This is a genomic window from Mesorhizobium sp. WSM4832 (genome assembly GCF_055811115.1).
In genome coordinates, this window is the sequence record NZ_JBVVQH010000007.1 from 213,281 (window position 1) to 237,739 (window position 24,459).

At 64.1% G+C, this 24,459-nt stretch carries 26 protein-coding genes; 8 read left to right on the forward strand and 18 right to left on the reverse strand.

The genetic code is table 11. From position 1 onward, the window contains the following. Positions 1-144: 144 nt before the first annotated feature. Positions 145-750 (reverse strand): YqgE/AlgH family protein, encoded by a 606-nt coding sequence (locus tag AC0L2L_RS12695; protein WP_027164672.1) that lies wholly within the window; start codon positions 748-750, stop codon positions 145-147. A gap of 126 nt (positions 751-876) precedes the next feature. Here AC0L2L_RS12695 and AC0L2L_RS12700 point away from each other — a divergent pair, with 126 nt between their 5' ends. The 3 genes from AC0L2L_RS12700 to AC0L2L_RS12710 all read left to right on the forward strand — a co-directional run bounded on the left by AC0L2L_RS12700 (position 877) and on the right by AC0L2L_RS12710 (position 2,981). Continuing rightward, entirely contained in the window at positions 877-1,683 is an 807-nt protein-coding gene (locus tag AC0L2L_RS12700) for a protein-disulfide reductase DsbD domain-containing protein (protein WP_473578771.1), read from the forward strand. A 137-nt stretch (positions 1,684-1,820) separates the two neighbouring features. Next, positions 1,821-2,303, forward strand: coding sequence for a peroxiredoxin (locus AC0L2L_RS12705; RefSeq protein ID WP_027164670.1), 483 nt, complete (start codon positions 1,821-1,823; stop codon positions 2,301-2,303). 201 nt (positions 2,304-2,504) lie between these two features. Then, positions 2,505-2,981: a DUF2938 domain-containing protein gene (locus AC0L2L_RS12710; protein ID WP_473578773.1), complete on the forward strand. Its 477-nt coding sequence runs from the start codon at positions 2,505-2,507 to the stop codon at positions 2,979-2,981. Positions 2,982-2,984: 3 nt separating this feature from the next. On the opposite strand, the gene AC0L2L_RS12715 is transcribed toward AC0L2L_RS12710, so the two are convergent. From AC0L2L_RS12715 to coxB, 12 genes are all read right to left on the reverse strand, one after another. Further along, positions 2,985-3,578, reverse strand: coding sequence for a histidine phosphatase family protein (locus AC0L2L_RS12715; RefSeq protein WP_473578775.1), 594 nt, complete (start codon positions 3,576-3,578; stop codon positions 2,985-2,987). Between the two features lie 41 nt (positions 3,579-3,619). Beyond that, on the reverse strand, positions 3,620-4,165 hold the full coding sequence (rnhA, locus tag AC0L2L_RS12720) for a ribonuclease HI (RefSeq protein ID WP_473578777.1): 546 nt from the start codon (positions 4,163-4,165) through the stop codon (positions 3,620-3,622). Next, a complete protein-coding gene (locus AC0L2L_RS12725) occupies positions 4,162-5,124 on the reverse strand; it encodes a homoserine kinase (RefSeq protein WP_473578779.1) in 963 nt (320 codons plus the stop codon). The genes rnhA and AC0L2L_RS12725 overlap by 4 nt, the downstream gene beginning before the upstream one ends. 6 nt (positions 5,125-5,130) lie before the next feature. Further along, positions 5,131-6,135: a 4-hydroxy-3-methylbut-2-enyl diphosphate reductase gene (gene ispH / locus AC0L2L_RS12730; RefSeq protein ID WP_473578781.1), complete on the reverse strand. Its 1,005-nt coding sequence runs from the start codon at positions 6,133-6,135 to the stop codon at positions 5,131-5,133. 160 nt (positions 6,136-6,295) lie between these two features. After that, complete coding sequence (locus AC0L2L_RS12735) at positions 6,296-7,051, reverse strand: SURF1 family protein (RefSeq protein ID WP_473578783.1); 756 nt, start codon at positions 7,049-7,051, stop codon at positions 6,296-6,298. Further along, positions 7,048-7,434 (reverse strand): DUF983 domain-containing protein, encoded by a 387-nt coding sequence (locus AC0L2L_RS12740; protein WP_473578785.1) that lies wholly within the window; start codon positions 7,432-7,434, stop codon positions 7,048-7,050. Before AC0L2L_RS12740 ends, AC0L2L_RS12735 begins: the two co-directional genes overlap by 4 nt. 86 nt (positions 7,435-7,520) lie before the next feature. Beyond that, positions 7,521-8,402: a cytochrome c oxidase subunit 3 gene (locus AC0L2L_RS12745; protein WP_473578787.1), complete on the reverse strand. Its 882-nt coding sequence runs from the start codon at positions 8,400-8,402 to the stop codon at positions 7,521-7,523. 1 nt (position 8,403) lies between these two features. After that, the gene (locus AC0L2L_RS12750) at positions 8,404-9,033 is read right to left on the reverse strand and encodes a cytochrome c oxidase assembly protein (protein ID WP_473578789.1); all 630 of its coding nucleotides are present in this window, start codon (positions 9,031-9,033) and stop codon (positions 8,404-8,406) included. Next, the gene (locus tag AC0L2L_RS12755) at positions 9,033-9,224 is read right to left on the reverse strand and encodes a hypothetical protein (RefSeq protein ID WP_473578790.1); all 192 of its coding nucleotides are present in this window, start codon (positions 9,222-9,224) and stop codon (positions 9,033-9,035) included. Before AC0L2L_RS12755 ends, AC0L2L_RS12750 begins: the two co-directional genes overlap by 1 nt. Continuing rightward, on the reverse strand, positions 9,221-10,165 hold the full coding sequence (locus AC0L2L_RS12760; RefSeq protein WP_473578792.1) for a heme o synthase: 945 nt from the start codon (positions 10,163-10,165) through the stop codon (positions 9,221-9,223). The genes AC0L2L_RS12755 and AC0L2L_RS12760 overlap by 4 nt, the downstream gene beginning before the upstream one ends. Positions 10,166-10,240: 75 nt before the next feature. Beyond that, the gene (gene ctaD / locus AC0L2L_RS12765) at positions 10,241-11,893 is read right to left on the reverse strand and encodes a cytochrome c oxidase subunit I (RefSeq protein ID WP_473578794.1); all 1,653 of its coding nucleotides are present in this window, start codon (positions 11,891-11,893) and stop codon (positions 10,241-10,243) included. A gap of 38 nt (positions 11,894-11,931) precedes the next feature. After that, complete coding sequence (gene coxB, locus AC0L2L_RS12770) at positions 11,932-12,816, reverse strand: cytochrome c oxidase subunit II (protein ID WP_027164657.1); 885 nt, start codon at positions 12,814-12,816, stop codon at positions 11,932-11,934. Between the two features lie 328 nt (positions 12,817-13,144). Here coxB and AC0L2L_RS12775 point away from each other — a divergent pair, with 328 nt between their 5' ends. The 4 genes from AC0L2L_RS12775 (at position 13,145) to AC0L2L_RS12790 (ending at position 16,668) form a co-directional block, all read left to right on the forward strand. Beyond that, on the forward strand, positions 13,145-13,684 hold the full coding sequence (locus AC0L2L_RS12775) for an invasion associated locus B family protein (protein WP_473578796.1): 540 nt from the start codon (positions 13,145-13,147) through the stop codon (positions 13,682-13,684). A gap of 77 nt (positions 13,685-13,761) precedes the next feature. Continuing rightward, positions 13,762-14,229 (forward strand): YbjN domain-containing protein, encoded by a 468-nt coding sequence (locus tag AC0L2L_RS12780; RefSeq protein ID WP_473578797.1) that lies wholly within the window; start codon positions 13,762-13,764, stop codon positions 14,227-14,229. A 109-nt stretch (positions 14,230-14,338) separates the two neighbouring features. Beyond that, positions 14,339-15,751, forward strand: coding sequence for a metalloprotease TldD (tldD, locus tag AC0L2L_RS12785; RefSeq protein ID WP_473578798.1), 1,413 nt, complete (start codon positions 14,339-14,341; stop codon positions 15,749-15,751). Between the two features lie 338 nt (positions 15,752-16,089). Beyond that, positions 16,090-16,668: a transglutaminase-like cysteine peptidase gene (locus tag AC0L2L_RS12790; protein WP_473578799.1), complete on the forward strand. Its 579-nt coding sequence runs from the start codon at positions 16,090-16,092 to the stop codon at positions 16,666-16,668. A gap of 73 nt (positions 16,669-16,741) precedes the next feature. Here AC0L2L_RS12790 and AC0L2L_RS12795 read toward each other — a convergent pair whose 3' ends face one another. From AC0L2L_RS12795 to AC0L2L_RS12805, 3 genes are all read right to left on the reverse strand, one after another. Continuing rightward, on the reverse strand, positions 16,742-19,390 hold the full coding sequence (locus AC0L2L_RS12795) for a caspase family protein (protein WP_473578801.1): 2,649 nt from the start codon (positions 19,388-19,390) through the stop codon (positions 16,742-16,744). Positions 19,391-19,563: 173 nt separating this feature from the next. Next, complete coding sequence (locus tag AC0L2L_RS12800) at positions 19,564-20,805, reverse strand: class I SAM-dependent RNA methyltransferase (RefSeq protein WP_473578803.1); 1,242 nt, start codon at positions 20,803-20,805, stop codon at positions 19,564-19,566. Then, the gene (locus tag AC0L2L_RS12805; protein WP_473578805.1) at positions 20,802-21,569 is read right to left on the reverse strand and encodes a TlyA family RNA methyltransferase; all 768 of its coding nucleotides are present in this window, start codon (positions 21,567-21,569) and stop codon (positions 20,802-20,804) included. Before AC0L2L_RS12805 ends, AC0L2L_RS12800 begins: the two co-directional genes overlap by 4 nt. Before the next feature lie 108 nt (positions 21,570-21,677). On the opposite strand from AC0L2L_RS12805, the gene AC0L2L_RS12810 reads away from it, so the two are divergent. Further along, complete coding sequence (locus AC0L2L_RS12810) at positions 21,678-22,079, forward strand: GFA family protein (protein ID WP_473578807.1); 402 nt, start codon at positions 21,678-21,680, stop codon at positions 22,077-22,079. On the opposite strand, the gene AC0L2L_RS12815 is transcribed toward AC0L2L_RS12810, so the two are convergent. Then, positions 22,076-22,363, reverse strand: a complete 288-nt coding sequence (locus AC0L2L_RS12815) for a hypothetical protein (RefSeq protein WP_473578809.1) — start codon at positions 22,361-22,363, stop codon at positions 22,076-22,078. The genes AC0L2L_RS12810 and AC0L2L_RS12815 overlap by 4 nt on opposite strands. Before the next feature lie 150 nt (positions 22,364-22,513). Then, positions 22,514-24,421 (reverse strand): 1-deoxy-D-xylulose-5-phosphate synthase, encoded by a 1,908-nt coding sequence (gene dxs / locus AC0L2L_RS12820; protein WP_473578811.1) that lies wholly within the window; start codon positions 24,419-24,421, stop codon positions 22,514-22,516. Between the last annotated feature and the right edge of the window lie 38 nt (positions 24,422-24,459).

The following is a 24,459-nucleotide window of genomic DNA, read 5'->3' on the forward strand; positions in this document are numbered from 1 at the left end:
ACTCTACTCCTGCGGCCATCTGGCGGCGCTTTCTGCGCTTCCGGTGCTCACGTACTTCAAGTACGCTCCGCTCCGGTTCTCGAAATCACCACCATATGACTCGCATGAGCGAGTTTCGAAACAGCCTCTACGTCGGCGGATAGGTCAGGCGTGGCCCGCGGCGGCGCTCAGATGGGCGAGGTCGATGCCGATCGAAGCCAGGATGCGGTCGTATTTGCGCTCGATGTCGGTGTCGAAGAGCAGCTCGGGCGTCGCAGGACAGGTGAGCCAGCCATTCTCGGCAATCTCGGTTTCGAGCTGGCCGGCCCCCCAGCCGGAATAGCCGAGCGCCATCAGCGCATGGCGCGGGCCGCGCCCGGTGGAGATGGCGCGCAGGATGTCGACCGTGGCGGTCAGGCAGATGTCATCGGAAACGTTCAGCGAGGATTCCACCCGATAGTCGCCGGAATGCAGCACGAAGCCGCGGCTGCGGTCGACCGGCCCGCCATTGCGCACGACGAAATCGCGCGTATGCGCCGGCAGGCGGATCGCTTCCTGCTCGTTCATGATGCCGAGTTGCACAAGTAGGTCTGGAAACAGCATCTGCTGCGTCTGGTTGATGATCAGGCCCATCGCGCCTTCGTCGCTATGGGCGCAGACATAGATGACGGAGCGCGCGAAGCGGTCGTCCTTCATGCCAGGCATGGCAATCAGGAACTGGTCGTCGAGGAAACCGCGTCCGGCGGCCTTCTTGTTTTTCAGCAAGTCCATGGGTTAAGCCTAACGCGTTTCGGCAGCGCCGAAAAGATGGTGCCAGTCCCCGATGTCACGCAAATATGATACCGGGGGAGTGATGTGGTCATTGCGCGGCCAAGAACGGACGGTCAAATCACCGCCATGCGATACATGAAAATACTGGTTCTCGGCGTCGTTTTCGGGTGGACTACCAGCCTCCCGGCCGAGGCCTCGTCCTCGATCTGGTACAAGAGCGAAGGCGGCAAGGTGCGGCTGGTGACCACCGGCAAGCCCGACGAGGCCGGCAAGATCCACGGCGTGCTCGACATCGCGCTGAAACCTGGCTGGAAGACCTATTGGCGCGATCCGGGCGATGCCGGCGTGCCGCCGCAACTCGACATATCGGGCAGCACCAATGTCGCCGACGCCCAATTGTCGTTCCCGCCGCCTCAGCGGCATGACGACGGCTACGGCAAGTGGGCCGGCTACGATCGCCCCGTGTCGCTGCCGGTGACGTTCACGCTGTCTTCGCCCGACCAGCCGGCGACCATCGATGCCAACATCTTCCTCGGCATCTGCGAGACGATCTGCATTCCGGTACAGACCCGGCTCAGCGTCGATCCCGGTTCCGATCCCGACAACGCGACCGACGCGGCGCTGGTGAAGACCGCGCTTGCGACGCTGCCCTCTCCGGCCCGGCCCGATTTCGGCATCAGCGTGCTGTCTGGCGACCATGAGACGCTTGTCGTCCAGGCGCAATCACCCGGCGACCCGGCATCCGTCGACTTCTTCATCGCCGGCGAGCGCGACTACATGTTCGGCGCGCCGGTGCGCAGCCAGAAGGACGGCAAGCTGCTCTTCACCGTGCCGATCCTCGACCGGCCGTCGGCGACGCCGACCGATGGCGGGCTCTATTACACGCTGACCAGTGCCGAGGGTTCGGTGGACGGGCTGGTGCCTTTCCCTTGATCCAGGGGCTCTTTGCGCCGCAATTCCGGACGGAAAACCGCCATACACTTTTCCTGGAATTGCTCTGAGAGGTTGCCGGAGCCCGCTCAGTCCGATATCGAAGGCATCGATCTTCCCCATCTCGCAAGCGAGGAACCATGACCATTTCGGTTGGCGAAAAACTGCCCGCATCGAGCTTCAAGGTAATGACCGACGACGGCGCAAAGCCGATCACGAGCGCCGAAATATTTGCGGGCAAGAAGGTCGTGCTGTTCGGCGTCCCCGGGGCGTTCACGCCGACCTGCAGCAACAACCACCTGCCGGGCTACCTCGAGAACCATGACGCCATCCTGGCGCGCGGCGTCGATACGATCGCGGTCGTCTCGGTCAATGACGTGCATGTCATGGGCGCCTGGGCGCGGTTCACCGGCGGCGAAGGCAAGATCCTCTATCTCGCCGACGGCAGCGGCGATTTCGCCAAGTCGGTCGGGCTCGACAACGATCTTTCGGCAACCGGCATGGGCCTGCGCTCGAAGCGCTTCTCGATGATCGTCGACGACGGCAAGGTCGTCGCGCTCAATGTCGAAACCAAGCCGGGCGTCGACGAGAGCGGCGCGGCGAAAATCCTCGAGCAGCTCTAGAGCGTTTCACCGTTTCACGGAAACGGCAAACCGCTCTATCTCTTTGTTTTAACGCAATTCCGGACGGAAAACCGCTCACACTTTTGCTGGAATTGCTCTAGATCAGGATGACGTTTCGTTGACCCGCCATCCTGATCTAACTCTTTGTTGGAGCATGATCTTGTCCGAAAACCGGTTCCCACTTTTCGGGATCATGCTCTGATGCTCGACACCATCTGGCGCGCGGTGGCGATCGGCACCGGGGCCACGGTGTTCATGGATATCTGGGCGATCATCCTCAACAAGGCGTTCGGCCTGCCGCTGCCCAAATGGGGCATGGTCGGACGCTGGGTCCGGCATCTGCCGGAAAGGGTCTTCCACGACGACATCGCCAAAGCCGCGCCCTATGCCCATGAAAAGGCGCTGGGCTGGGCTTTCCACTATCTGGTCGGCATCCTCTACGGCGTGATCCTGGTGGTGCTCGCGGGTGCCGGCTGGCTGGCGGCGCCGACATTCCTGCCGGCCTTCATCCTCGGCATCGTCACCGTCGGGGCAGGCTGGTTCCTGCTGGCGCCTGGCATGGGCGCGGGCTGGGCGGCATCCAGGCTGCCCAATCCGATGAAGGTGCGCGCGCTCAACCTCGTGGCGCACACGGTGTTCGCGTTTGGCATGTTCTCGACGGCGTTGCTGATCCGCTGACGATCAAATGCCGTGATGCGGCGCCGGCCCATCGATCGGCCGCCATCCGTGGAGGAGGCGACGCGCGCCGATATCGTAGGCGAAGTAGTTGCCGCCGCCCGCCGGCTGGTCCGCGATGCGGCTGATCTCGCGGCCATCGAGCAAAAGCAGCAGAAGCGTTCCAACGCCGCCATGGCCCACGAAGGCCACGTTTCCGGTTGGATCGGAGCCGTGCACGGCCTCGACCTCGCTCGCGATGCGCCGCTGCGCGTCTGTCGCCCGTTCCCATCCGCGGATGCTGTCGTGCGGCCGGGCAAAGAACTGATCGGCGACCGCTTCGAATTCGGGCGGCGGCAGGAAGCCCGTTGCCGACCGGTCGTTCTCGTGCATCCGCTCCCTCACCTCGACCACAAGGCCGAGATGCCGCGCCAGGACTTCCGCCGTTTCCAAAGCCTTACGTTCGGCGGACGACACGATATGGCGGATCGTGCCGATCCAGGGCTGGCCGAGCATGGCAACGGCCCTCGCCCTGCCGATATCGGACAGTCCCCACTCCGGCACCGGAACGCTGGCGTCGATGCTGACCTGCGGATGGGTGATGTAATAGGCAATCGGCACGACATGCTTCTCCGGTCAGAGCGCGGGCCCAGCCACGGAAATCAATAGCTCTGCGTCGAGCGTCGTGCCCTTGGGGTTGCCGGCCGCTTGGCGGGCGCAGCCGGTTTCGGCGCCGCTGCGGACATAGGTACTGCAGACACGGCCGGGCCGCTCTTGAACGGCGCCATGCCTTGCCGGGCCAACTCGTCGGCGCGTTCGTTCTCCGGGTGGCCGGCATGGCCCTTCACCCAGTGCCAGGTGACCTTGTGGCGCCGGTTGGCGTCGTCGAGCGCCTGCCAGAGCTCGCCATTCTTCACCGGCTTCCTGTCGCCGGTCTTCCAACCGTTCTTCTTCCAGCCATGGATCCATTTGGAGATGCCGTCCATGACGTATTTGCTGTCGGTGTAGAGATCGACCGCGCAAGGCTCCTTCAGCGCGTTGAGCGCCGTGATGGCGGCCAGCAGCTCCATACGGTTGTTGGTGGTGTCGGCCTCGCCGCCGGATAGTTCCTTGGTGACGCCGTTGTAGCGCAGCACCGCGCCCCAGCCGCCGGGTCCGGGATTGCCCGAGCAGGCGCCGTCGGTGAAGATCTCGATCTGCTTGTTCATCTCAGCCCGTATTCGGATGGCGACTTGATGGCGCGGTGGAAGCGCATGCGGCGGATATATTCGGTCGGGTCGCGCTTCATCACCAGCCCGCCATCGGGAATGGTCAGCCAGTCATAGAGGCGGGTCAGCATGAAGCGCAGTGCCGAGCCGCGCGCCAGCATCGGCAGCGCCGCCTTCTCGTCATCCGTGAGCGGCCGCACCGACTGGTAGCCGGCCAGCAGCGCCGTCCCCTTGGTCAGGTTGAAGGAAAAATCCTTCTCGAAGCACCAGGCGTTGAGGCAGGTGGCGACATCGTAGGCGTAGAGGTCGTCGCAGGCGAAATAGAAGTCGATCAGCCCCGACAGTTTCTCGCCGAGGAAGAAGACATTGTCCGGGAAAAGATCGGCGTGGATGATGCCCTGCGGCAAGTTCGTCGGCCAGTTGCGCTCGAAATCGCTGAAGTCGGCGTCGACCTCGGCTGCAAGCCCCGGCTCGACCTGGTCGGCGCGGTCGCGGGAGGCGTCCCACAGCTTGCGCCAGCCGTCGATGGCCAGCGCGTTCGGCCTTCTCATCTGAAAATCCTGGCCGGCAAGATGAAGGCTGGCGAGCGCCTTGCCGACTTCCGCGCAATGCGCGGCCGTCGGCCGCCGGAGCGACAGGCCTTCGAGGAAGGTGATGATGACGGCGGGCCGGTCGGCCAGCGTGCCGATGACGGTGCCATCATCCGCGGTGACCGGCAGCGGGCAGGAAATGCCTTTCCCGGCGAGATGGGCCATCAGGCCGAGAAAAAACGGCAGGTCGGCCTTGTCGACGCGCTTTTCGTAGAGCGTCAGGATGTAGGAGCCGGTCGAGGCGTGGACCAGGAAATTGGAATTCTCGGTGCCTTCGGCGATGCCCTTGTAGGAGAGCAGCTCACCCACCGGATAGGCTTTCAGGAACGCGGTCAGTTCGCCTTCGGTGACGTCGGTGTAGACGGCCATCTGGTTTCAAGCCGCTCCATTGACGAAGGCCATGTCGGCCGCCGTCAGTTCGACATCGCGCAAGACCCGCATCACCGGGAAATCCTCCGTTTCCGTGGCCGTGATGGCCAGATCGATGGTGACGTCGAAGCGCTGCCGGAACGCATCGATGATCTCGTCGACGATGATCTCCGGCGCCGAGGCCCCGGCGGACAGGCCGAGCGTCTTAATCCCCGCGATCTCATCCCACGGAATTTCAGCAGCGCGCTGCACGAGAAGCGACGTCGTCGCGCCGGCGCGCTCCGCCACCTCGACAAGGCGACGCGAATTGGACGAATTGGGAGCGCCGACGACGAGGAAAAGATCGGCGCCGGCGGCCGTCTCCTTCACCGCTTCCTGGCGGTTGGTGGTGGCATAGCAGATCGATTCGGCGGCTGGGGCATACAATTGCGGGAACCGCTCCTGGAGTGCCCGGATGATGCCGGCGGTGTCCTCGACCGACAATGTCGTCTGGGTGACGAAGCCCAGGGCCGAAGCATCGACCGGCTCGAAGCGCGCCGCATCGGCCTCGGTCTCGATCAGCGTCACGGCGCCTTCCGGCAATTGGCCCATCGTGCCGATCACTTCCGGGTGCCCGGCATGGCCGATCAGAAGCACATGGCGGCCGAGCCGCTGGTGGCGCATAGCCTGCTTGTGCACCTTGGAGACGAGCGGGCACGTGGCGTCGAGGTAGAAGAGATTGCGCGCCTGCGCATCCGCCGGCACCGACTTCGGCACGCCATGCGCTGAAAAGACCACGGGCGACTGGCGATGCTCCGGCGGAATTTCGGACAGTTCCTCGATGAAGACGGCGCCGAGGCTCTGCAGCCCTTCGACGACGTAGCGGTTGTGCACGATCTCGTGGCGGACATAGACCGGCGCGCCGTATTTCTTCAGCGCCAGCACGACGATCTGGATGGCACGGTCGACGCCGGCGCAGAAGCCGCGCGGCTGGCAGAGCCTGATCGTCAATGGTGGTTTTTTCTCAATCATCGATGCAAGGCCGGTTCAGTCGGAATCTATCTGTTTGTCTTGACGCAATTCCGGACGGAGGGTTACGGCGAAGTCGCCGAACTTAACCGCCCACACTTTTCCTGGAATTGCTCAAGGCGAAATGAGGTGCGCACCCCTGCCCTGTCAAGAGCGGCCGGTTTCACGCTTCTTGTGCCGGGCGGCGCAGCCTGAGGATCAGCACGGCGGCGAGAGCCGCGGCCAGCCCGTACCAGGTCACGGCATATTGCAGGTGGTTGTTCGGCAGATCGATGATGGTGACGCCGCCGACCGGCAGGCCGCCAAGGTTTGGCGTCTTGTCGGCATCGACGAAGAACGGCACCAGCACGGCACCGGCCGGCAGGCCGGCGCTCGCGGCCATCACGTCGCGGTCCTTCCAGAAAAAGATGTTCTTGGCGACATCGTTGTCTGGAAGCATCATCGATGGCTTTGCGGGCAGCGGATTGCGGGCGAGCCCGGTCACCGTCACCTTGCCGGCAACCTCGCCCTGCCGGCGCTTGGAAGGATCCTTGAGGTCGTAGGGAACGAAGCCGCGGTTGACGAGCACGAAGCGGCCGTCGTCGAGCTGCAGGGGCGTGTAGACGTTGAAGCCGCTGTCGCCTTGCCAGGTGGAAAAGAAATGCCGCTCGCCGTGATGCAGGAAGGTGCCGGTCACCGTCACGGGCGTGTAATCGACATCATGGGAGGCGGCGAATTCCTTCTCTACGTCGGCCAGAGCCAGCGGTGCGGAATGGGTGCGCTTGTCGATGGTCGCGAGCAGGTCTTCCTTCCAGTGCAGGCGCTGGACCTGCCAGGTGCCGAGCCCGATCAGGATAGCGAACAGCACGAGGCCGAGGCTGACGAGCAGCGCTGAGCGCGGCCGCGAACGGCCGGCAGCCAGATCGGTCGTCTCGCTCATTCGTTGGAATCCAGCCTGCCCTCGGAGGCCTTCTTCGAATACTGCAAGGTGATCAGCACGCCCTTGATCAGGCGCAGCGCCGTCAGGCACAGCACCAGCGCCAGCGGTATCCACAGCATGAAATGCAGCCAGAGCGGCGGGCTGAGCGTCACCTCCACCCACAATGCGAGACCAACGACGACGAAGCCGATGATCAGGATGACGAAGACCGCCGGTCCGTCGCCCGCATCGGCGAAGGAATAGTCGAGCCCGCAATTGTAGCAGCGCTTGCCGACGGTGAGGAAACCCTCGAACAGCTTGCCTTCGCCACAGCGCGGACAGCGGCCATGCAGGCCGGCCGAGATCGGATCGATGGGTGGCCAGATCGCCTTGTCTTCGCTCATTGTCGGCACCGTAGACTCTTTCGCTCAAAAAGATAAGGCGGCCACGTCGCCGCAGCCGCCCTTCAAAGGGTTTCGGAAACCTTAGATCAATGCGCTTCGATCATCGCGCCGTTCGAGGCCCAGACATAGATCGCGCTGAACAGGAATAGCCAGACCACGTCGACGAAGTGCCAATACCAGGCGGCCGCCTCGAAACCGAAATGCTGCTTCGGCGTGAAGTCGCCGCGCATCGCGCGCACCAGGCAGACCAGCAGGAAGATGGTGCCGATGATGACGTGGAAGCCGTGGAAGCCGGTCGCCATGAAGAAGGTGGCGCCATAGATCGAGTCCTTGAACCCGAACGGAGCGTGCATGTACTCGTAGGCCTGCACCATGGTGAACAGCATGCCGAGGCCGACGGTCAGCACCAGGCCGTTGATCAGGCCCTTGCGGTCGCCATGCAGCAGCGCGTGGTGCGCCCAGGTGACCGTCGTGCCTGACAGGAGCAGGATGATGGTGTTGTAGAGCGGCAGGTGGAAGGGATCGAGGACCTCCAGACCCTTCGGCGGCCAGACGCCGCCGGTGAAGGCGGTGCGGGCATATTGCGAGGCTTCGCCCGGGAACAGGCTGGCGTCAAAGAAGGCCCAGAACCAGGCAACGAAGAACATCACCTCGGAGGCGATGAACATGATCATGCCGTAGCGCAGGTGCAGCGACACGACGCGCGTGTGGTAACCCTCATGCGCTTCCTTGATGGTGTCGGACCACCAGGCGAACATCGTGTAGAGCACGATGATCAGCCCGATGAAGAACAGCCACGGGTTGGCGATGTTGTGGCCGAAAACCGGGAAGTTGCCGGCCTTCAGATACTGCATCAGGCAGACGCCGCCGACGGCGGTGATCAGCGCGCCGATCGAACCCAGGAAAGGCCACGGGCTGGGGTTGACGAGATGGTAGTCGTGTTGTGGTTTTGCGTGCGCGTCTGCCATATCAACCCCCGAGGCTTGCTTCGGTATTGGAAACTTTGTTGGTACTGCTGCCGGCGGCCGGCGTGGACGAGGCGACCGGCTGTTTCTTTTCGACCGGGAACATCGTGTAGGACAGGGTGATGGTCTTCAGGTCCTTGAGTTCCGGCACGTTGACGATGTCTGGATCGACATAGAACACGACCGGCATGTCCAGCGTCTCGCCGGGCTTCAGCGTCGTGTCGGTGAAGCAGAAACACTCCACCTTGTTGAAATAGGCGCCGGCCATTTCCGGCTGCACATTGAACGAGGCGCGGCCGGTGATGGGGCGGTCGAACTTGTTGGTGGCGCTGTAATGCGCCTGCGCCGTCGCGCCGATCTTGATCGTCACCGAGCGGGCGGCGGGCTCAAACCGCCACGGAATGCCGTTGGTGTTGGCATCGAAGCGGATGGTGATGTCGCGGTCGAGCACGCGGCCGGCATATTGCTTCTCGGCACGCTGCGTCGTGCCGCCATAGCCGGTGACCTGGCAGAACATCTTGTAGAGCGGCACCGCCGCATAGGCCATGCCGACCATGCCGGTGAAGAAGGCGAGGCAGACGGCGGCGACGATGCCGTTATTGACCTTGCGGGGTTTGCTCAAGTCACTGGCCATCAGCCGCCCCCCAACAGGCCCGAGCCGGTGATGCTCACGCCATGATGGCCGAAACGCACGATGGTGGCGGCATAGAAGATTATGACCAATGCCGCCAGCGCGAAGCCGATGGCGATGGAGCGGTTGCGGCGCGCCTTCTGCTGGCGCTCGGTCAGCGTGACGAGTTCAAGGTTCTTGTCGACCACGCTCATACTCCCCCCATCATGAGGGCACGCCCGACCACGCAGTCGACGAGATAGGCGGCAAAGATAGCGAAGAGATAGAGCAGCGAGTAGCCGAACAGGGCCTTGGCCGGCTTCATCGCGCGGTCGTCGTCGCTCATGCCCAAAACCTTCCAAGCATACCAGACGAAGCCCGTGCCGAGGACCGCCGAGACGACGCCATAGCCGGCCGTGGTGTAGCCGAGCGCCCAGGGCAGCACGCCGACCGGCGCAAGGATCAGCGCATAGGCAAAGATCTGCCGGCGGGTAGAGGCGTGGCCAGCGACATTCGGCATCATCGGGATGCCTGCGCGGGCGTAGTCATCGGACTTGAACAGCGCCAGCGCCCAGAAATGCGGCGGCGTCCACAGGAAGATGATCAGGAACAGGATCACGCTTTCGAGGCTGACCGAGCCGGTCACGGCGGCCCAGCCGATCACCGGCGGAATGGCGCCGGCAGCGCCGCCGATGACGATGTTCTGCGGCGTCCAGCGCTTCAGCCACATCGTGTAGACGACGGCGTAGAAGAAGATGGTGAAGGCAAGGAGCGATGCCGACAGCCAGTTGACCAGCACGCCGAGCGTCATCACCGACAGCACCGACAGCACCAGGCCGAAGCTCAACGCCTCGCCCGGCGTGACGCGACCGGCCGGCACCGGGCGGCTGGCAGTCCTGGTCATCACCGCGTCGATGTCGGCGTCGTACCACATGTTGAGCGCGCCCGATGCGCCGGCGCCGATGGCAATCGCCAGGATGGCGATCATCGCCAGCAGGGGGTTGATGGCGACGGGCGCCGCGACAAGGCCGACAAAGGCCGTGAAGACGACCAGCGACATGACGCGCGGCTTCAGGAGGGCGAAGAAATCGCCCGCGGTTGCTTCCGACATGCGAAAGCCCGCTTCCTCCGTCAATTTGTGGTCGGCAATGGCCATGCGTACTTAAAGTCCATCATTCCGTTGGCCAAGACCGCCGGCTCGCCGGCGGTCTCGCATGCATCGGGAAGCTGCCTACCTGATCTTCGGCAGCTGTTCCCACTGGTGGAACGGCGGCGGCGAAGGCAGCTGCCATTCGAGCGTGGTGGCACCCTCGCCCCACGGATTGGCGCCGGCGACGCGCTTCTTCTGGAAGGCCTCGAACACGCCGTAGAGGAAGATCATGACGCCGACCGCCGAGATGTAGGAACCGACGGATGAGACATAGTTCCATCCGGCGAACGCGTCGGGATAGTCGATCGTGCGGCGCGGCATGCCGGAAAGGCCGAGGAAATGCTGCGGGAAGAAGATCAGGTTGACGCCGACGAAGGTGACCCAGAAGTGGGTGTTGGCGATGACCGGCGAATACATGTAACCGGTCATCTTCGGGAACCAGTAGTACCAACCGGCGAAGATCGCGAACACGGCGCCCAGCGACAGCACATAGTGGAAGTGGGCGATCACGAAATAGGTGTCGTGCAGCGAGCGGTCGAGGCCGGCATTGGCGAGCTGAACGCCGGTGACGCCGCCGATGGTGAACAGGAAGATGAAGCCCAGCGCCCACAGCATCGGCGGCTTGAAGGAGATCGAGCCGCCCCACATGGTGGCGATCCAGGAGAAGATCTTCACGCCCGTCGGCACTGCGATGACCATGGTGGCGAACACGAAGTAGCGCTGCGTGTCGAGCGACAGGCCGGTCGTGTACATATGGTGCGCCCAGACGATGAAGCCGACGGCGCCGATCGCGACCATGGCGTAAGCCATGCCGAGATAACCGAAGACCGGCTTCTTCGAGAAGGTCGAAACGATATGGCTGACGATGCCGAAGCCCGGCAGGATCAGGATGTACACCTCGGGATGGCCGAAGAACCAGAACAGGTGTTGGAAGAGGATCGGGTCGCCGCCATTGTCCGGCACGAAGAAGGAGGTGCCGAAATTGCGGTCGGTAAGCAGCATGGTGATGGCGCCGGCCAGCACCGGCAGCGACAACAGCAGCAGGAAGGCGGTGATCAGCACCGACCAGGCAAACAGCGGCATCTTGTGCAGCGTCATGCCGGGCGCGCGCATGTTGAAGATGGTGGTGATGAAGTTGATGGCGCCGAGGATCGACGAGGCGCCGGCGATGTGGATCGACAGGATCGCCAGATCCATGGCGGGACCCGGCTGGCCCGATGTCGAAAGCGGCGGATAGAGCGTCCAGCCGCCGCCGACGCCAAAGGCGCCGGGTGCGCTCGGCATGAACATCGAGGTGAGCAGCAGGATGAAAGCCGGCGGCAGCAGCCAGAACGAGATGTTGTTCATGCGCGGAAAGGCCATGTCCGGCGCGCCGATCATGATCGGCACCATCCAGTTGGCGAAGCCGCCGATCAGCGCCGGCATGACCATGAAGAAGATCATGATCAGCGCGTGCGCAGTGCCGAAGGCATTATACATGCTCTTGCCGCCGTCGATGGCGGCATCGCCGTTCATGCCGTAGACCATCTGCGCCAGACCGGTGAAGATCTGGATGCCCGGCTCCTGCAGCTCCATGCGGATGACGACCGAGAGCGCGCCGCCGATGATGCCGGCGCAGATCGCGAAGATCAGGTAGAGTGTGCCGATATCCTTGTGGTTGGTGGAGTACACCCACCGGACCCAGCCATGATAGGGCTTGTGATCGTGGTCGTCGTGAGCTGCAGCCTCTGCCATGTTCCGCTCCGTTCCCTAAATCTTGCTAACCCGCGGCATCAGTTGCCGGCGGCCGCTACCTTGTTGGTACCATCGATCTCGGCCATCAGCGCCTTGTTGGCGGCGGGCACGTCGGTCTTGGCCGTATCCAGCCAGGTCTTGAACTGCGCATCGGATACGACGCGGACCGCGATCGGCATGAAGGCGTGGTCCTTGCCGCAGAGCTGCGAGCACTGGCCGTAATAGAGGCCTTCCTTCTCCGCCTTGAACCAGGTCTCGTTGGTGCGGCCGGGAACGGCGTCCATCTTGATGCCGAAGGACGGCACGGCGAAGGAGTGGATGACGTCGGTGGCGGTGATCAGCACGCGGGTCATGGTGTTGACCGGAACGACCAGCTCGTTGTCGACCGCGAGCAGGCGCGGATAGAGGCCGCGGTCTTCCTTGCCGGCCTTGGCGCGGTCGGCGTCCTGGAGAACTGCCGAGTTGAAGGAGAAGGTCTTGTCGATCTGGTATTCGTAGTCCCAGTTCCACTGGTTGCCGGTCGCCTTGACGGTGAGCTTGGCTTCTTCCGGCGGCGTGTACTGCGCGGTGAGCAGTTGGAAGGAGGGAATGGCGATCAGCAAAAGCACGATCACCGGCCCGACCGTCCAGACCACTTCGATCAGGGTGTTGTGGCTGGTCCTGGACGGCACCGGATTGGCGCTTGCGCGGAACTTGACGATGCAAACCAAAAGCAGCACCAGCACAAGGGCGGTGATCGGGACGATGAACCACATGGTGTAGTTCCCGAACCGCTCGATCTGCCGCATCATGTCTGTGGCCGGGGCCTGAAAGGTCATCTCCCAGTCCCGCGGCTGGTCGGCACGGGCCGCCGCACTGGAGAAGAGCACGGCCGAAGCTGCCGTACCTGCCAAGAATTCAGCGCTGGCCAGGAATTTCCTCATCGCCCTCTCGTCTCCCGCTTCCCGCGATCTGATCGCACCAATAACGGACGATGCCAGGATTGGGAATCCCGGTCTGTCCCTAGGCTGGTTCAAACCATACTCTATTTCCCTCCGCAAGAAAGGAGCGGAGGAAACCGTGCGGCATTTTTGCGCGCAAGCCGAAGGCCGTGTTCGGCACCCGCCACGCTATATGCGCAACGGTCGCAATTCGGGCGAATTTGCTTTGGAAAAGCATGTAATTGCCGGTATCGGGGCGGACCGGCGATGGTCTCGTCCTTTACTTGGCCCCGGCGCGGCTTAAAGTGCCGTGATTCGCAATGGAGCCGTCATGACTTCCTGGCTTTCGAGAACCTTGGCGAAGGTCGTTCTTGTCGTCGCCTTGCTCGGCGTCGGCATAGCCGTTGGCGCCGCCGCCTCGCCGAACAACGCCTCGCCGCCGAGCGGCACGGTGAAGTCGACGCATGGCGCTTGGTCGATCATCTGCGATACGCCGGCGGGCGCTACCTCCGAGCAATGCGTGATGATGCAGAACGTCGTCGCCGAGGATCGTCCTGAAATGGGCCTTTCGGTCGTGGTGCTGCGCACCGCCGACAACAAGGCCGAGATCCTGCGCGTGCTGGCGCCGCTCGGCGTGCTCCTGCCCAACGGCCTCGGTCTCAATGTCGACGGCAAGGATATCGGCCGCGCCTATTTCGTGCGCTGCTTCCAGGATGGCTGCTATGCCGAGGTGATCCTCGAAAAGCCGTTGCTCGACACGCTGAAGAGCGGCACGTCGGCCACTTTCATCGTCTTCCAGACGCCGGAAGAAGGCATCGGCATTCCCGTCGATCTCAAGGGCTTTGCGGAAGGCTTCGCCGCCCTACCTTGATCTTGCCGCCCATGCGCCGCGGCCATTCCTGACGCTGAGGTCCGGTGGCGGGTGCGCGTTGGCGGCCAGGAGACTCGATGCGCGCGTCGTTACCCGTCGTCATCACTGGCCTGGCGCTGGCCGGCGCGGTTTCGGCCGCCAGGGCCGAGGATCGCGAAATCCTCCAGAAGCCCGACCCCGCCGCGATCCTCGATATTGCCAAGGGCTTCGGCTCGGCCAGGATGGGCAGGGACGACAATGGCGATCCGATGATTTCCGGACGCATCGAGGGCGTCAAATACGTGATCTATTTCTATGGCTGCGAAGACCATGAGAACTGCACGTCGCTGCAATTCTCGACGGGCTACACCGACCCGCTGACCGCCGAGCAGGCCAACGCCTGGAACAGGAAATACCGCTGGGTGAAGGCCTATTCGGGCGACGGCTCGAATTTCAGGATGGATGTCAGCTTCGCCGGCGGCATCACCAGGGCCAATCTGGAGGAGCAGTTCTCCAACTGGGACTCGATGGCCGGCAATATCAAGGATTTCGTCAACGAGAAATGATAGCGGGCAGCATTGCAATCGCCGGCTTCATCCCGTTGGCGATTGTCTGGCGGCGGCTTCGCGCCTACATCCGTTGCACAACGATTTTGTTTCCACGAATGGATTTGCCATGAACAGCCTGATCGGCCAATTCGACGTTTCCGACGATCGCGTCAAAGAGATCGTCACTGAGACCATCAAGGGCGCCGACGACGGCGAACTGTTCCTCGAATACAGCGAGAGCGAAGCGCTGATGTTCGACAATGGCCGGCTGAAGACGGCCAATTTCAACACCGACCAGGGGTTTGGCTTGCGCGCCGTGGCCGGCGAGGCCAGCGGCTATGCGCATTCCAGCGATCTGTCCGAAGCCTCGCTGCTGCGCGCGGCCGATGCCGTCTCGGCGGTCAAGGGCGGCTATTCCGGCACGCTTGCCGGAGCGCCCGCCCGCACCAACCGCCACCTCTATGGCGACGAAAACCCGATCCCCTCGCCTTCCTTCGAAGCCAAGGCCAAGCTCCTGCAGGAAATCGACGGCTGGCTGCGCGCGAAGGATCCGCGCGTGCGCCAGGTGACGGCATCGCTCGCCGCCTCGTGGCAGCATGTCGAGATCGTGCGCGGCGACGGCCAGATCGTGCGCGACATCCGCCCGCTGGTCCGCATCAACGTCTCGGTCGTGGTCGGCAGCGGCGACAGGCAGGAGAGCGGCTCCTACGGCATGGGCGGCCGCAAGAGCTTCGGCGAGTTCGTCGGCGAGGAAAGCTGGAAGCATGCCGCAAGCGAGGCGCTGCGGCAGGCGCTGGTCAACCTCGAGGCGGTCCCCGCGCCCGCCGGCACGTTCGACATCGTGCTGTCCAGCGGCTGGCCGGGCGTGATGCTGCACGAAGCCGTCGGCCATGGGCTGGAAGGCGATTTCAACCGCAAGAAGACATCGGCCTTCGCCGGCCTGATGGGCAGCCAGGTTGCGGCGAAGGGTGTCACGGTGGTCGATGACGGCACCATCCCCGAGCGGCGCGGCTCGCTCACCGTCGACGACGAAGGCACGCCCTCGGCGCGCAACGTGCTGATCGAGGATGGCATACTGGTCGGCTATATGCAGGACCGCCAGAACGCCCGGCTGATGGGCATGAAGGCGACCGGCAATGGCCGGCGCGAGGGCTATGCGCACCAGCCGATGCCGCGCATGACCAACACCTACATGACCTCCGGCGACATGGAGCCGGACGAGATCATAGCCTCGGTCAAGAACGGCATCTACGCCGTTTCCTTCGGCGGCGGCCAGGTCGACATCACCTCCGGCAAGTTCGTGTTCGGCTGCACCGAAGCCTACATGATCGAGAACGGCAAGGTGACGCAGCCGATCAAGGGGGCGATGCTGATCGGCAACGGGCCGGACGCCATGCACCGCGTCTCCATGATCGGCAACGACATGAAACTCGACACCGGCATCGGCATGTGCGGCAAGGCCGGACAGGGCGTGCCGGTCGGCGTCGGCCAGCCGCATCTGCGGATGAACCAGATGACGGTGGGCGGCACGAGGGTTTGAGCCCCGACGCGGCCGCAGGACGTGTTTGGGGTCCTGCAGCAAGCTGGCGGGCCAAAAACGTTGGAAAATATGGACGGGCGTACTCGCCGAAGCGCAGCGGCGCCATGCTCGCGATTGACAAAGCCTGGGCGTAGCAGCCTCTGCCTTACCCCGAACACAATCGTGTTAGGATATTATTAATTGTTCAATTGCCCAGGCTGGCTTTCGCGCATTAACCTGCCTCCAGTCTTCTCGTTGAGGTGGTGTTGGCAGTGCTGCGTTCCCCTGGCGTCCTGACCCCTTGTTTCCTCCTTGGGTTCGTTTCATTGATTGGTGCGACTTCGCTGCAGGTTAACCCTGTGGCAGCTCAGTCGTCATGGTTCAAACGGCCGGCGACGCAGCCTGCCGCGAATGGGGTTCGCTCCGCCGCGGTCGGAGGACGCACCAGCGTTCCCTACGGCTGGGTCGATTTCTGCCATCGCCGGCCGAAAGAGTGCAAGGTGCCTGCCCTGCCTGCCACGACCGTCAGGCTGACCGCGCAGAAGCTGAGCGTCCTCAAACGGATCAACCAAAAGGCAAACCGCTCCATCAAGCCCGTCAGCAATTACGATCACTGGGGCACGACGATGGACCACTGGGACTATCCAGTGGACGGCAAGGGCGACTGCAAGATCTACGCGCTATACAAGCGCAAGCTTCTCCTGGAAGCAGGCTTTCCCCGGCAGGCGCTGCTGATGACGGTGGTGCGCGACCTCAACAATGAGGGCCACACCATCCTGACGGTGAAGACCGACAAGGGCGATCTCATCCTGGACAATCTGGTCGACGAGATTCGCCCCTGGAACGCAACCGGCTATTATTTCCTGAAACGGCAGTCGCAGCAGAACCCGAACATCTGGGTTTCGCTCAACCAGCGAGGCGGCACGCCGAAAACCTGAGGTGTCGCCAGGGCTCTCAGACTAAGCGGCCGAACTTTGCGCCTTTCCTGGAACTGCTCCCGCTGCGGCCAGCCTACTGGTTGCAGGACGGCTCGCCCTCTTGCCCGCAAGACGGCTTCTTCTTGAACTCCTCGGGCTGCGGCAGACGCCGCTCCTGCGGCTGCTGCAGACGCCGCTCCTGCATCTGCGGTCTCGGCTGCGCTTCCTCCGGCCTCCGCTCCAGTCTTTGCGGCCGCAGCGCCTGCTCGCTCGGCCTTTCCTGCCCGAACTGGCGCTGTGCATTCTCGTTCGGCCTGTTGACCCTGAAGTTGCGCTGGACGTCGACCTCCGGGCCGGCGGACCCTCCTTCGTTCTGCAGCCTGCGGAACTTCCTGCCCCTGTCGCTCCGGTTGGGCGAACCCTGATCGCTCGGTTCGACGATGGCCTGGCCGGAGGAGAAATCCCTGCGCATCAGCTTCCTCGGCCTGCCATTGGTCCGATCGGAGAACACGTCCGGATTGTTGTTCTGGAACCGCTCCCTAGCGCTCGGCCGGTTCTCGGCCGGCATGCCGTTGACGGTCGGCAGCCTGCGGAATTTCCTGCTCTTTTTGTTTGCGCCGGCCGAGCCCTGATCGCCTGGCTCGACAACGGACCGGCCCGCGGACAGGTCCTTGCGCGTCAGCTTCCTCGGCTTGCCGCTGCTCTCATCGGAGAAGGCGTTCGGATTGTTCTTCCGGAATCTCTCCCGCGCGCTCGGCTGGTTCTCGGCCGGTATGCCATTGACGGTCGGCAGCTTGCGGAGCTTGCGATTCTTGCCCTGGGCATTACCGGCTCCGATCTGCTCGTTACCCTGGCCGGTAACGGCGGCGCCGGTATTTCCGCCCGCCGCGTTCCGCTTACTCAGCAGTTTACTCGACTTGTTGCCAGGCAAGTTCTGGTCGTCGAGCGCCGGCTTGCCATTGACGAGCGGGAGCCTCTTGCCGTTCGCTCCGGGCAGGGCATGGTCGCGCGACAGCTTGCCGGTCCGGGTCTCCGACTGCGGAATAGCGGTGCCGGGCTGCTGGCCCTGGATGACGCGCTGGCCGGGCTTCGGCGGCAAGCTGACCTGTCTCTGGCCGCCCGGTTGCTGATTGGTGATCTGACGGGACAAGGCCGCCTTCTTCTGCAGCGGCGGCGGCAGCGCGACCCTGGCCGCCAGCGCATCCGCGCGGGCACCAACGGCGCCTCCGGTCGTCTGCCGGCCAGTGGTACGGCCACCCTGAACACCGGCGCCTGGCTGCGCGGCCTGATTGATGGTTTCGTTCTTGATCGTCGTGTTGATGTTGTTGATGACGGTCGTGTTGTGGATGTTGTTGAAAATGATGTCGTTCGGCGGCGGCACGATGCGGCGTGGCGGGTTGATGAACACGGGTATCGGCACGAATACCGGCGTCGGCAGGACGAAGACATCGACCGGCGGCGGCGGTGGCTCAAGCACGATGAAATCCGGCGGCGGCGGCGGCAGGAAGATCACCGTGATCGGCGGTGGCGGCGCGAAATCGAAATCGTCGAAAAAGATTACTGGACGGTCGACATAGATAATTTCCTCGGGCGGCGGCGGCGCCACGTCGTAGACGATGACGGTAAAGCTCTCCGGCGGCTCCAGCTCGGCGTCGAAATGCTCCAGCCGGCGGCGCGCGTCCCAGGCATGCGGGCCGTGCGGGTAGCGCTCCAGATACGACCAGTAGGCTTCCGGCGTGTCCTGCTCCCAGGTCTCGCGCCAGGTGATCGCTTCGCGTCGCGCGGCGATGATGGCGCGCACGCGCTTGGCCATCGGATCGTGCGGATAGGCGTCGAGGAAATCCTCGTAGCCGCGCATCGTGTCGCGATCGAGGGCGGCAACATAGGCGTCATGCGCGTCGAAATCGCGGATCGGCCTGGTTCGCGCCGCCCGGGTCTCCGCGGCCGAAACCTTGGGCGGAGGAGCATCCGCGCTGCGTTCGAAGAAGACGAAGGGCGCGTCGATCTTCGAAGCGCTCCATGGCAGTTCCCCGCCTTGGGTGACTTCGCTGACACGCAGGCGCGTGCGGTCGAACACGTCCTGCAGCGATAGGCCGCCTTCGCGCATCATCTCGGCAAGCGCCTTGGCGTAGGCTCCGTAGGGGCCCTTGCCCTCCGGCGCGACGGTTCCCGGAGCGGCATTGAAGGCGACCAGCATGTTCGGATCGGGATCGACCAATGCAAGGCCACCGGCCAGCGGCTCCTTCCACTTCGGGAAGGAATTTGGCCGCGCCGCATCAAGCACGACGATATTGACCTTGGTCGGCAACCCGGACAGCGGCCTGGTGATATCGGAAATCCGCATCGCCTGAAGCGGGACATCGTTTGGATTGGCGATCTGAGCATCGACCGGAAGGAAGTAGTTCTCGCCCTCGAACTGCACGCCATGGCCGGCGAGATAGACGAAGACGACGGCATCGGGGCCGGCGGCGGACACCTTTCTCATGAAATCGCGGAACGCGCCGCGCAGCGAGTCTTGATCCACGTCACGCGCGCCGACCACGTCGAACCCAGCGGCCTGCAATGTCTGTCCGATCAAGCCGGCGTCATTGGCCGCCGTCGCGAGCTCTCCGGTCTCATAGGCGCCGTTGCCGATGACGAAAGCCAGCCGCTTCTCGCCTTGCGCAAGCGCTCCGGTTGCGGCGCTGACCACGAAAAAGATGAGAATGACGACGAGACCAAGGAATTTCTGAAGCGTCCGCATTGCAGTCCGCAATCCGCTATCCGTGTCCGTCGTCCCTTCAGCCTAACAACGCGGAGGGGTCGAAATGTTTCCCGAAGCGGACAAAATAAAGAGACGCAACACGGCGGCTTTGGGGCGCAATTTCGTCGAAAGAACCGAGGCTTCACAAATTTCCGCGAACCAGCGGCATTGGACTACCGGCGTCGCCTCGGTTTCTCCAGCAAAGCGACTGCCTCGACATGGGGCGACCACAGGAACTGGTCAATCGGCGTAACGGCCTTCAGCGTGTAGCCGCCATCGATCAGTATCCTTAGATCCCGCGCGAGCGTCACCGGATTGCAGGAAACGGCGGCGACCAGCGGCACGTCGGAACGGGCGATCTGCTTCGATTGATCCTCGGCGCCGGCGCGCGGCGGATCGAAGACCAGGCCGTCGAATGCGTTCAGCTCCTTGAAGGTCAGCGGTCGGCGGAACAGATCGCGGCGTTCGCTGGTCACCCGCTTCAGGCCGCTGGCGAAGCGGAAGGCGCGGTCGAGCGCGGCAAGCGCTGCGGCATCGCCTTCGACGGCATGAACCTCGGATTTCGCGCCAAGCCGCAGCGCGAAACTGCCGCAACCGGCAAACAGGTCCGCGACCTTCTTCGCGCGCGACAGATGCTGGCCGACAAGGCTCGCCATAGTCTGCTCGGCGGCTTCCGTCGCCTGCAGGAAGGCGCCCGGCGGCACGGCGACGGCGACCGATCCGAACTGCACCACCGGCTTCTTCGGCTCGACAATGATCTCGCCGTCGACGGAAAGCCTCGCCAGGCCTTCGGCCATGACGAAGTTGGAGGCTATGCGGCGCTGGTTGTCGCCCTGCTTGCCGGCATCATGGACGGCAATGTCGAGGCCGGACGCGGTGACGGTCACCGTCATATGGAATGCTTTCGGCGTCGCGCAGATCAGGTCGGCCAACGCGCGCAATTTATCGAGCGCCGAGACGATCGCCGGAAGCGAGATCGGGCATTCCTCGATCGGGATGATCTCGGAGGAAAGCGCGCGCACGAAGCCGAGTTGCATGCCGGCCTCCGTGCGCCTGGCGCTGAACGTGACGCGGCGGCGGCTGTGCGGCGCGCAAGGCACCAGCGCAGCGATTTCGCAAGCGATGCCCTTGCCCTTCAACGCCTGCACGACTTTCTCGCGTTTCCATTGCCGGTAGGCTTCGGCCTCGTAATGCTGGAGCGCGCAGCCGCCGCATTCGGTGAAATGCCGGCAGGCCGGGTCGATCCTGAGCGGCGAGGCTTCCAGCACCGACATCAGCGTAGCGCGGTCCTTCTGGCGCGCGGCAGTGACGGTTTCACCCGGCAGCGTGAACGGAATGAAGACCTCCCCGCCCTCGGCATTGGCGATGCCGTCGCCCTGCGAGCCCAGCCTCGCGATGGTGAAGCGTGTGCTCATCGCGCGTCCTTCATGGCGGCGAGCAGGAACTCGCGGTTGCCGTCGCCGCCTTCGATCGGCGACGGGTGGAGACCCAGCACGCGCCAGCCGGGGACGCCGGCAAGCCAGTCATGCAGGCTTTCGGCGATGCGCTCGGCATCGCTTGGATCCTTGAGCAGGCCGCCCTTGCCGATCGCCTCGCGGCCGGCCTCGAATTGCGGCTTGACCAGAAGAATTGCCTTGGCGCCCTCGCCCGCCAATGCCAGCGCCGGTGGCAGCGCCAGTTTCAGGGAGATGAAGCTGACGTCGCAAACCAGGAAGCCGGGAATGCGGCCGCCGAGATCGGCTGCCGTCAAATCGCGGGCATTCAACCCTTCGATCACCGTCACGCGCTGGTCGCCGGCGATGTCTGGGTGGATCTGGCCGTGGCCGACATCGATTGCCGTGACATGCGTTGCGCCGCGTTTCAGCAGCACCTGGGTGAAGCCGCCGGTCGAGGCGCCGATATCGAGCGCCACGCTGCCGGAAGGATCCAGGCCGAAACGGTCGAGGCCGGCGATCAGCTTCAGCGCCGCGCGCGACACATAAGCCCGCGCCGGATCGTTGATCGCCACGGCGCAATCCGGCGCGACGGGCTGGCCGGGCTTGCGGGCAACGATGCCGTCAACCGTGACCGTGCCGCGCTCGATCGCGTCGCGGGCACGCGAGCGGCTGGCGAACAGGCCGCGCCCGACGAGCAATTCGTCGAGCCGCTGGCGCTGGCTGGCTGGCTGAGCGGAATTCATCGGCCTTCATTGGCGAAAGCCGGGCGCGAACGCAATGGGTTGAATAAGGGGCGAGAGGCTGCAGAATGCCGACAGGAGCGGGCCGTTCATCAGTCGGTGGAGGTGGCAATGCTGAAGGGTACCTGTCATTGCGGCGCGGTCCATTGGACGCTTGAGGGCGATCCCGGTGGGATAACCGCCTGCAATTGCACGCTCTGCCGCCGCTACGGCGCGCTCTGGGCCTATGACTATGTCGACGAACGCATTCGCGTCGCCGGGCCGGTGAAGTCCTATACACGCGCCGAGGTGGCCCAGCCCGTGCTGGAAATCCTGTTCTGTCCGACCTGCGCCTGCGTGGTCGCCTGGCGCGGCCTGCGTTCCAGCAAGAGCGGCCGCACGCGCATCGCCGTCAATGTCAGGCTGGCGCCGCCGGAGGAAGTCGCCGACCTGCCGATCGACCATTTCGACGGCCTCGACACGTTTGACGACCTGCCGCGCGACGGCCGCTGCGTGCGCGATATGTGGTTTTAAAAAACAGTCCGTGAAACCGGGCGCTCGACGGCCGGCATCAGGCCATCTTTGCCGGAGGCCTCCTTGCGCGGCGCCTCGGCCGGGGCCGGCGCAGCTTGTGTCGCTTGCGGCAGCACGACGAGCTGGGGCGCCTGCTTATAGGAGAAGCCGCCGCGAATGTTGCCCATCTTGCCGGCGACGATATCCAGCACCGCCTTTTCGAGATTGCGGTCGTAGCGCGTTTCGGCCGCCGCGGGCGCCGCCATGGCTGCCAAAAGGGCCATGCCACAAAGGAACGACTTCATTGTTCTTATCCCCTGCCTAGGACCAAGGTCTTAGCAGGGCGCCGTTGAAAATCGGCCAAGAGACAGGGTAAGCGAACCACCAAACGGGAGCGTTAACAAATACTTACAGAATAAAGCCGGCAAACGGATTCAGCGCGTTGAGATTTCGATTCAGGCGCGCTGCGCCTGGGTGCCGTGGCCGAGCGCAGCGAAGACGGTGCGCACGATGCCCGCCGAGTCCAGGCCGGCATCGGCATACATCTTTTCGGGCTTGGCATGGTCGGCAAACGCATCCGGCAGCACCAGCGGGCGCACCTTGAGGCCGTTTTCGAGCAGGCCTTCATGGGCAAGGAAATGCAGCACCTGGCTGGCGAAGCCGCCAATGGCGCCCTCCTCCACCGTCACCAGCACTTCATGCGAGCGGGCGAGCCGCCGGATGAGATCTTCGTCCAGCGGCTTGGCGAAACGGGCGTCGGCGACGGTGGTGGACAGGCCCGCCGCGCTGAGTTCCTCGGCTGCCAAAAGGCAATCCTGCAGCCGCGTGCCGAAGGAAAGCAGGGCGACCTTGGCGCCCTCCTTCAGGATGCGGCCCTTGCCGATTTCGAGCAGCGCGCCACGCTCCGGCATGTCGACGCCGACGCCATTGCCGCGCGGATAGCGGAAGGCGATCGGGCCATCATCATATGACGCGGCGGTGCGCACCATATGGCGCAGCTCCGCCTCATCCGCCGCTGCCATGACGACGAAGCCGGGCAGCGTCGCCAGGAAGGTGGTGTCGAATGCACCGCAATGGGTTGCGCCGTCTGCGCCGACGAAGCCGGCACGGTCGATCGGGAAACGCACCGGCAGCTTCTGGATCGCCACGTCATGGACGACCTGGTCGTAAGCGCGCTGCAGGAAGGTGGAATAGATGGCAGCGAAGGGCTTGTAGCCTTCGGTGGCCAGCCCCGCGGCGAAAGTCACCGCATGCTGCTCGGCAATGCCGACATCGAAAGTCCGCTTCGGAAACACCTCGCCAAAGAGGTCGAGGCCGGTGCCGCTCGGCATGGCGGCGGTGATGGCGACGATGCGGTCGTCCTCGCGCGCCTCCTGGATCAGGCTCTCGGCGAAGACCTTGGTGTAGGCTGGCGCGTTGGCCGGCGCCTTGGCCTGCGCGCCGGTGATGACGTCGAATTTGTTGACGCCGTGATATTTGTCGGCCGCGGCCTCCGCCGGCGCATAGCCCTTGCCCTTCTGGGTCACGACATGGATCAGCACCGGGCCTTTGCCGTTGTCGCGCACGTTTTTCAGCACCGGGATCAGGTGTTCGAGATTATGCCCGTCGATCGGGCCGATGTGATAGAAGCCGAGCTCCTCGAACAGCGTGCCACCGGTGACGTAGCCGCGCGCATGCTCGACGGCGCGGGTGATGGCGCGGTCGGCGCGCTTGCCGAGATAGGATGTCAGCTTCTTGCCGAAATCGCGCAGGCCCAGATAGGCCTTGCCGGAGGCGAGTCGCGCCAGATACGCGCTCATCGCGCCGGTCGGCGGCGCGATCGACATGTCGTTGTCGTTGAGGATGACGATCAGCCGGGCATCGAGCGCGCCGGCATTGTTCAGCGCCTCGAAGGCCATGCCGGCCGACATCGAGCCATCGCCGATGACGGAAATGACATTGTTGCGGCTGCCCGACAGGTCGCGCGCCATGGCCATGCCGAGGCCGGCCGAAATCGAGGTCGAGGAGTGCGCGGCGCCGAACGGGTCGTATTCGCTCTCGGCCCGCCGCGTGAAACCGGAGAGACCGCCTTCCTGGCGCAGCGTGCGGATGCGGTCGCGGCGGCCGGTCAGGATCTTGTGCGGGTAGGCCTGGTGGCCGACATCCCAGATCAGCCGGTCCTGCGGCGTGTTGAAGACGTAGTGCAACGCAACGGTCAATTCGACCACGCCGAGGCCGGCGCCGAGGTGGCCGCCAGTCTGCGACACGGCGTCGATCAGTTCGGCGCGCAGCTCCGCGGCAAGCTGCGGCAGCGCGCCCTCGTCAAGCGTCCGCAAATCCGCCGGAATGCGGACCTTGTCGAGCAGCGGCGTGTCTGGCTTCACTCGGGCGCGTCCTGCCTCAATCGATCGAACACGGCGCT

Excerpts from the sequence above, each read along its gene's own strand:
- AC0L2L_RS12760 (WP_473578792.1), bottom strand. The coding sequence starts at position 10,165 with ATGGCCATTGCCGACCACAAATTGACGGAGGAAGCGGGCTTTCGCATG.
- AC0L2L_RS12705 (WP_027164670.1), top strand. The coding sequence starts at position 1,821 with ATGACCATTTCGGTTGGCGAAAAACTGCCCGCATCGAGCTTCAAGGTA.
- AC0L2L_RS12740 (WP_473578785.1), bottom strand. The coding sequence starts at position 7,434 with ATGAGCGAAGACAAGGCGATCTGGCCACCCATCGATCCGATCTCGGCC.
- AC0L2L_RS12695 (WP_027164672.1), bottom strand. The coding sequence starts at position 750 with ATGGACTTGCTGAAAAACAAGAAGGCCGCCGGACGCGGTTTCCTCGAC.
- AC0L2L_RS12810 (WP_473578807.1), top strand. The coding sequence starts at position 21,678 with ATGCTGAAGGGTACCTGTCATTGCGGCGCGGTCCATTGGACGCTTGAG.
- AC0L2L_RS12815 (WP_473578809.1), bottom strand. The coding sequence starts at position 22,363 with ATGAAGTCGTTCCTTTGTGGCATGGCCCTTTTGGCAGCCATGGCGGCG.
- AC0L2L_RS12710 (WP_473578773.1), top strand. The coding sequence starts at position 2,505 with ATGCTCGACACCATCTGGCGCGCGGTGGCGATCGGCACCGGGGCCACG.
- AC0L2L_RS12745 (WP_473578787.1), bottom strand. The coding sequence starts at position 8,402 with ATGGCAGACGCGCACGCAAAACCACAACACGACTACCATCTCGTCAAC.
- tldD (WP_473578798.1), top strand. The coding sequence starts at position 14,339 with ATGAACAGCCTGATCGGCCAATTCGACGTTTCCGACGATCGCGTCAAA.
- coxB (WP_027164657.1), bottom strand. The coding sequence starts at position 12,816 with ATGAGGAAATTCCTGGCCAGCGCTGAATTCTTGGCAGGTACGGCAGCT.
- AC0L2L_RS12800 (WP_473578803.1), bottom strand. The coding sequence starts at position 20,805 with ATGAGCACACGCTTCACCATCGCGAGGCTGGGCTCGCAGGGCGACGGC.
- AC0L2L_RS12750 (WP_473578789.1), bottom strand. The coding sequence starts at position 9,033 with ATGGCCAGTGACTTGAGCAAACCCCGCAAGGTCAATAACGGCATCGTC.
- AC0L2L_RS12780 (WP_473578797.1), top strand. The coding sequence starts at position 13,762 with ATGCGCGCGTCGTTACCCGTCGTCATCACTGGCCTGGCGCTGGCCGGC.
- AC0L2L_RS12795 (WP_473578801.1), bottom strand. The coding sequence starts at position 19,390 with ATGCGGACGCTTCAGAAATTCCTTGGTCTCGTCGTCATTCTCATCTTT.
- AC0L2L_RS12755 (WP_473578790.1), bottom strand. The coding sequence starts at position 9,224 with ATGAGCGTGGTCGACAAGAACCTTGAACTCGTCACGCTGACCGAGCGC.
- ctaD (WP_473578794.1), bottom strand. The coding sequence starts at position 11,893 with ATGGCAGAGGCTGCAGCTCACGACGACCACGATCACAAGCCCTATCAT.
- AC0L2L_RS12775 (WP_473578796.1), top strand. The coding sequence starts at position 13,145 with ATGACTTCCTGGCTTTCGAGAACCTTGGCGAAGGTCGTTCTTGTCGTC.
- AC0L2L_RS12725 (WP_473578779.1), bottom strand. The coding sequence starts at position 5,124 with ATGGCCGTCTACACCGACGTCACCGAAGGCGAACTGACCGCGTTCCTG.
- AC0L2L_RS12700 (WP_473578771.1), top strand. The coding sequence starts at position 877 with ATGCGATACATGAAAATACTGGTTCTCGGCGTCGTTTTCGGGTGGACT.
- ispH (WP_473578781.1), bottom strand. The coding sequence starts at position 6,135 with ATGATTGAGAAAAAACCACCATTGACGATCAGGCTCTGCCAGCCGCGC.
- AC0L2L_RS12735 (WP_473578783.1), bottom strand. The coding sequence starts at position 7,051 with ATGAGCGAGACGACCGATCTGGCTGCCGGCCGTTCGCGGCCGCGCTCA.
- rnhA (WP_473578777.1), bottom strand. The coding sequence starts at position 4,165 with ATGAACAAGCAGATCGAGATCTTCACCGACGGCGCCTGCTCGGGCAAT.
- AC0L2L_RS12805 (WP_473578805.1), bottom strand. The coding sequence starts at position 21,569 with ATGAATTCCGCTCAGCCAGCCAGCCAGCGCCAGCGGCTCGACGAATTG.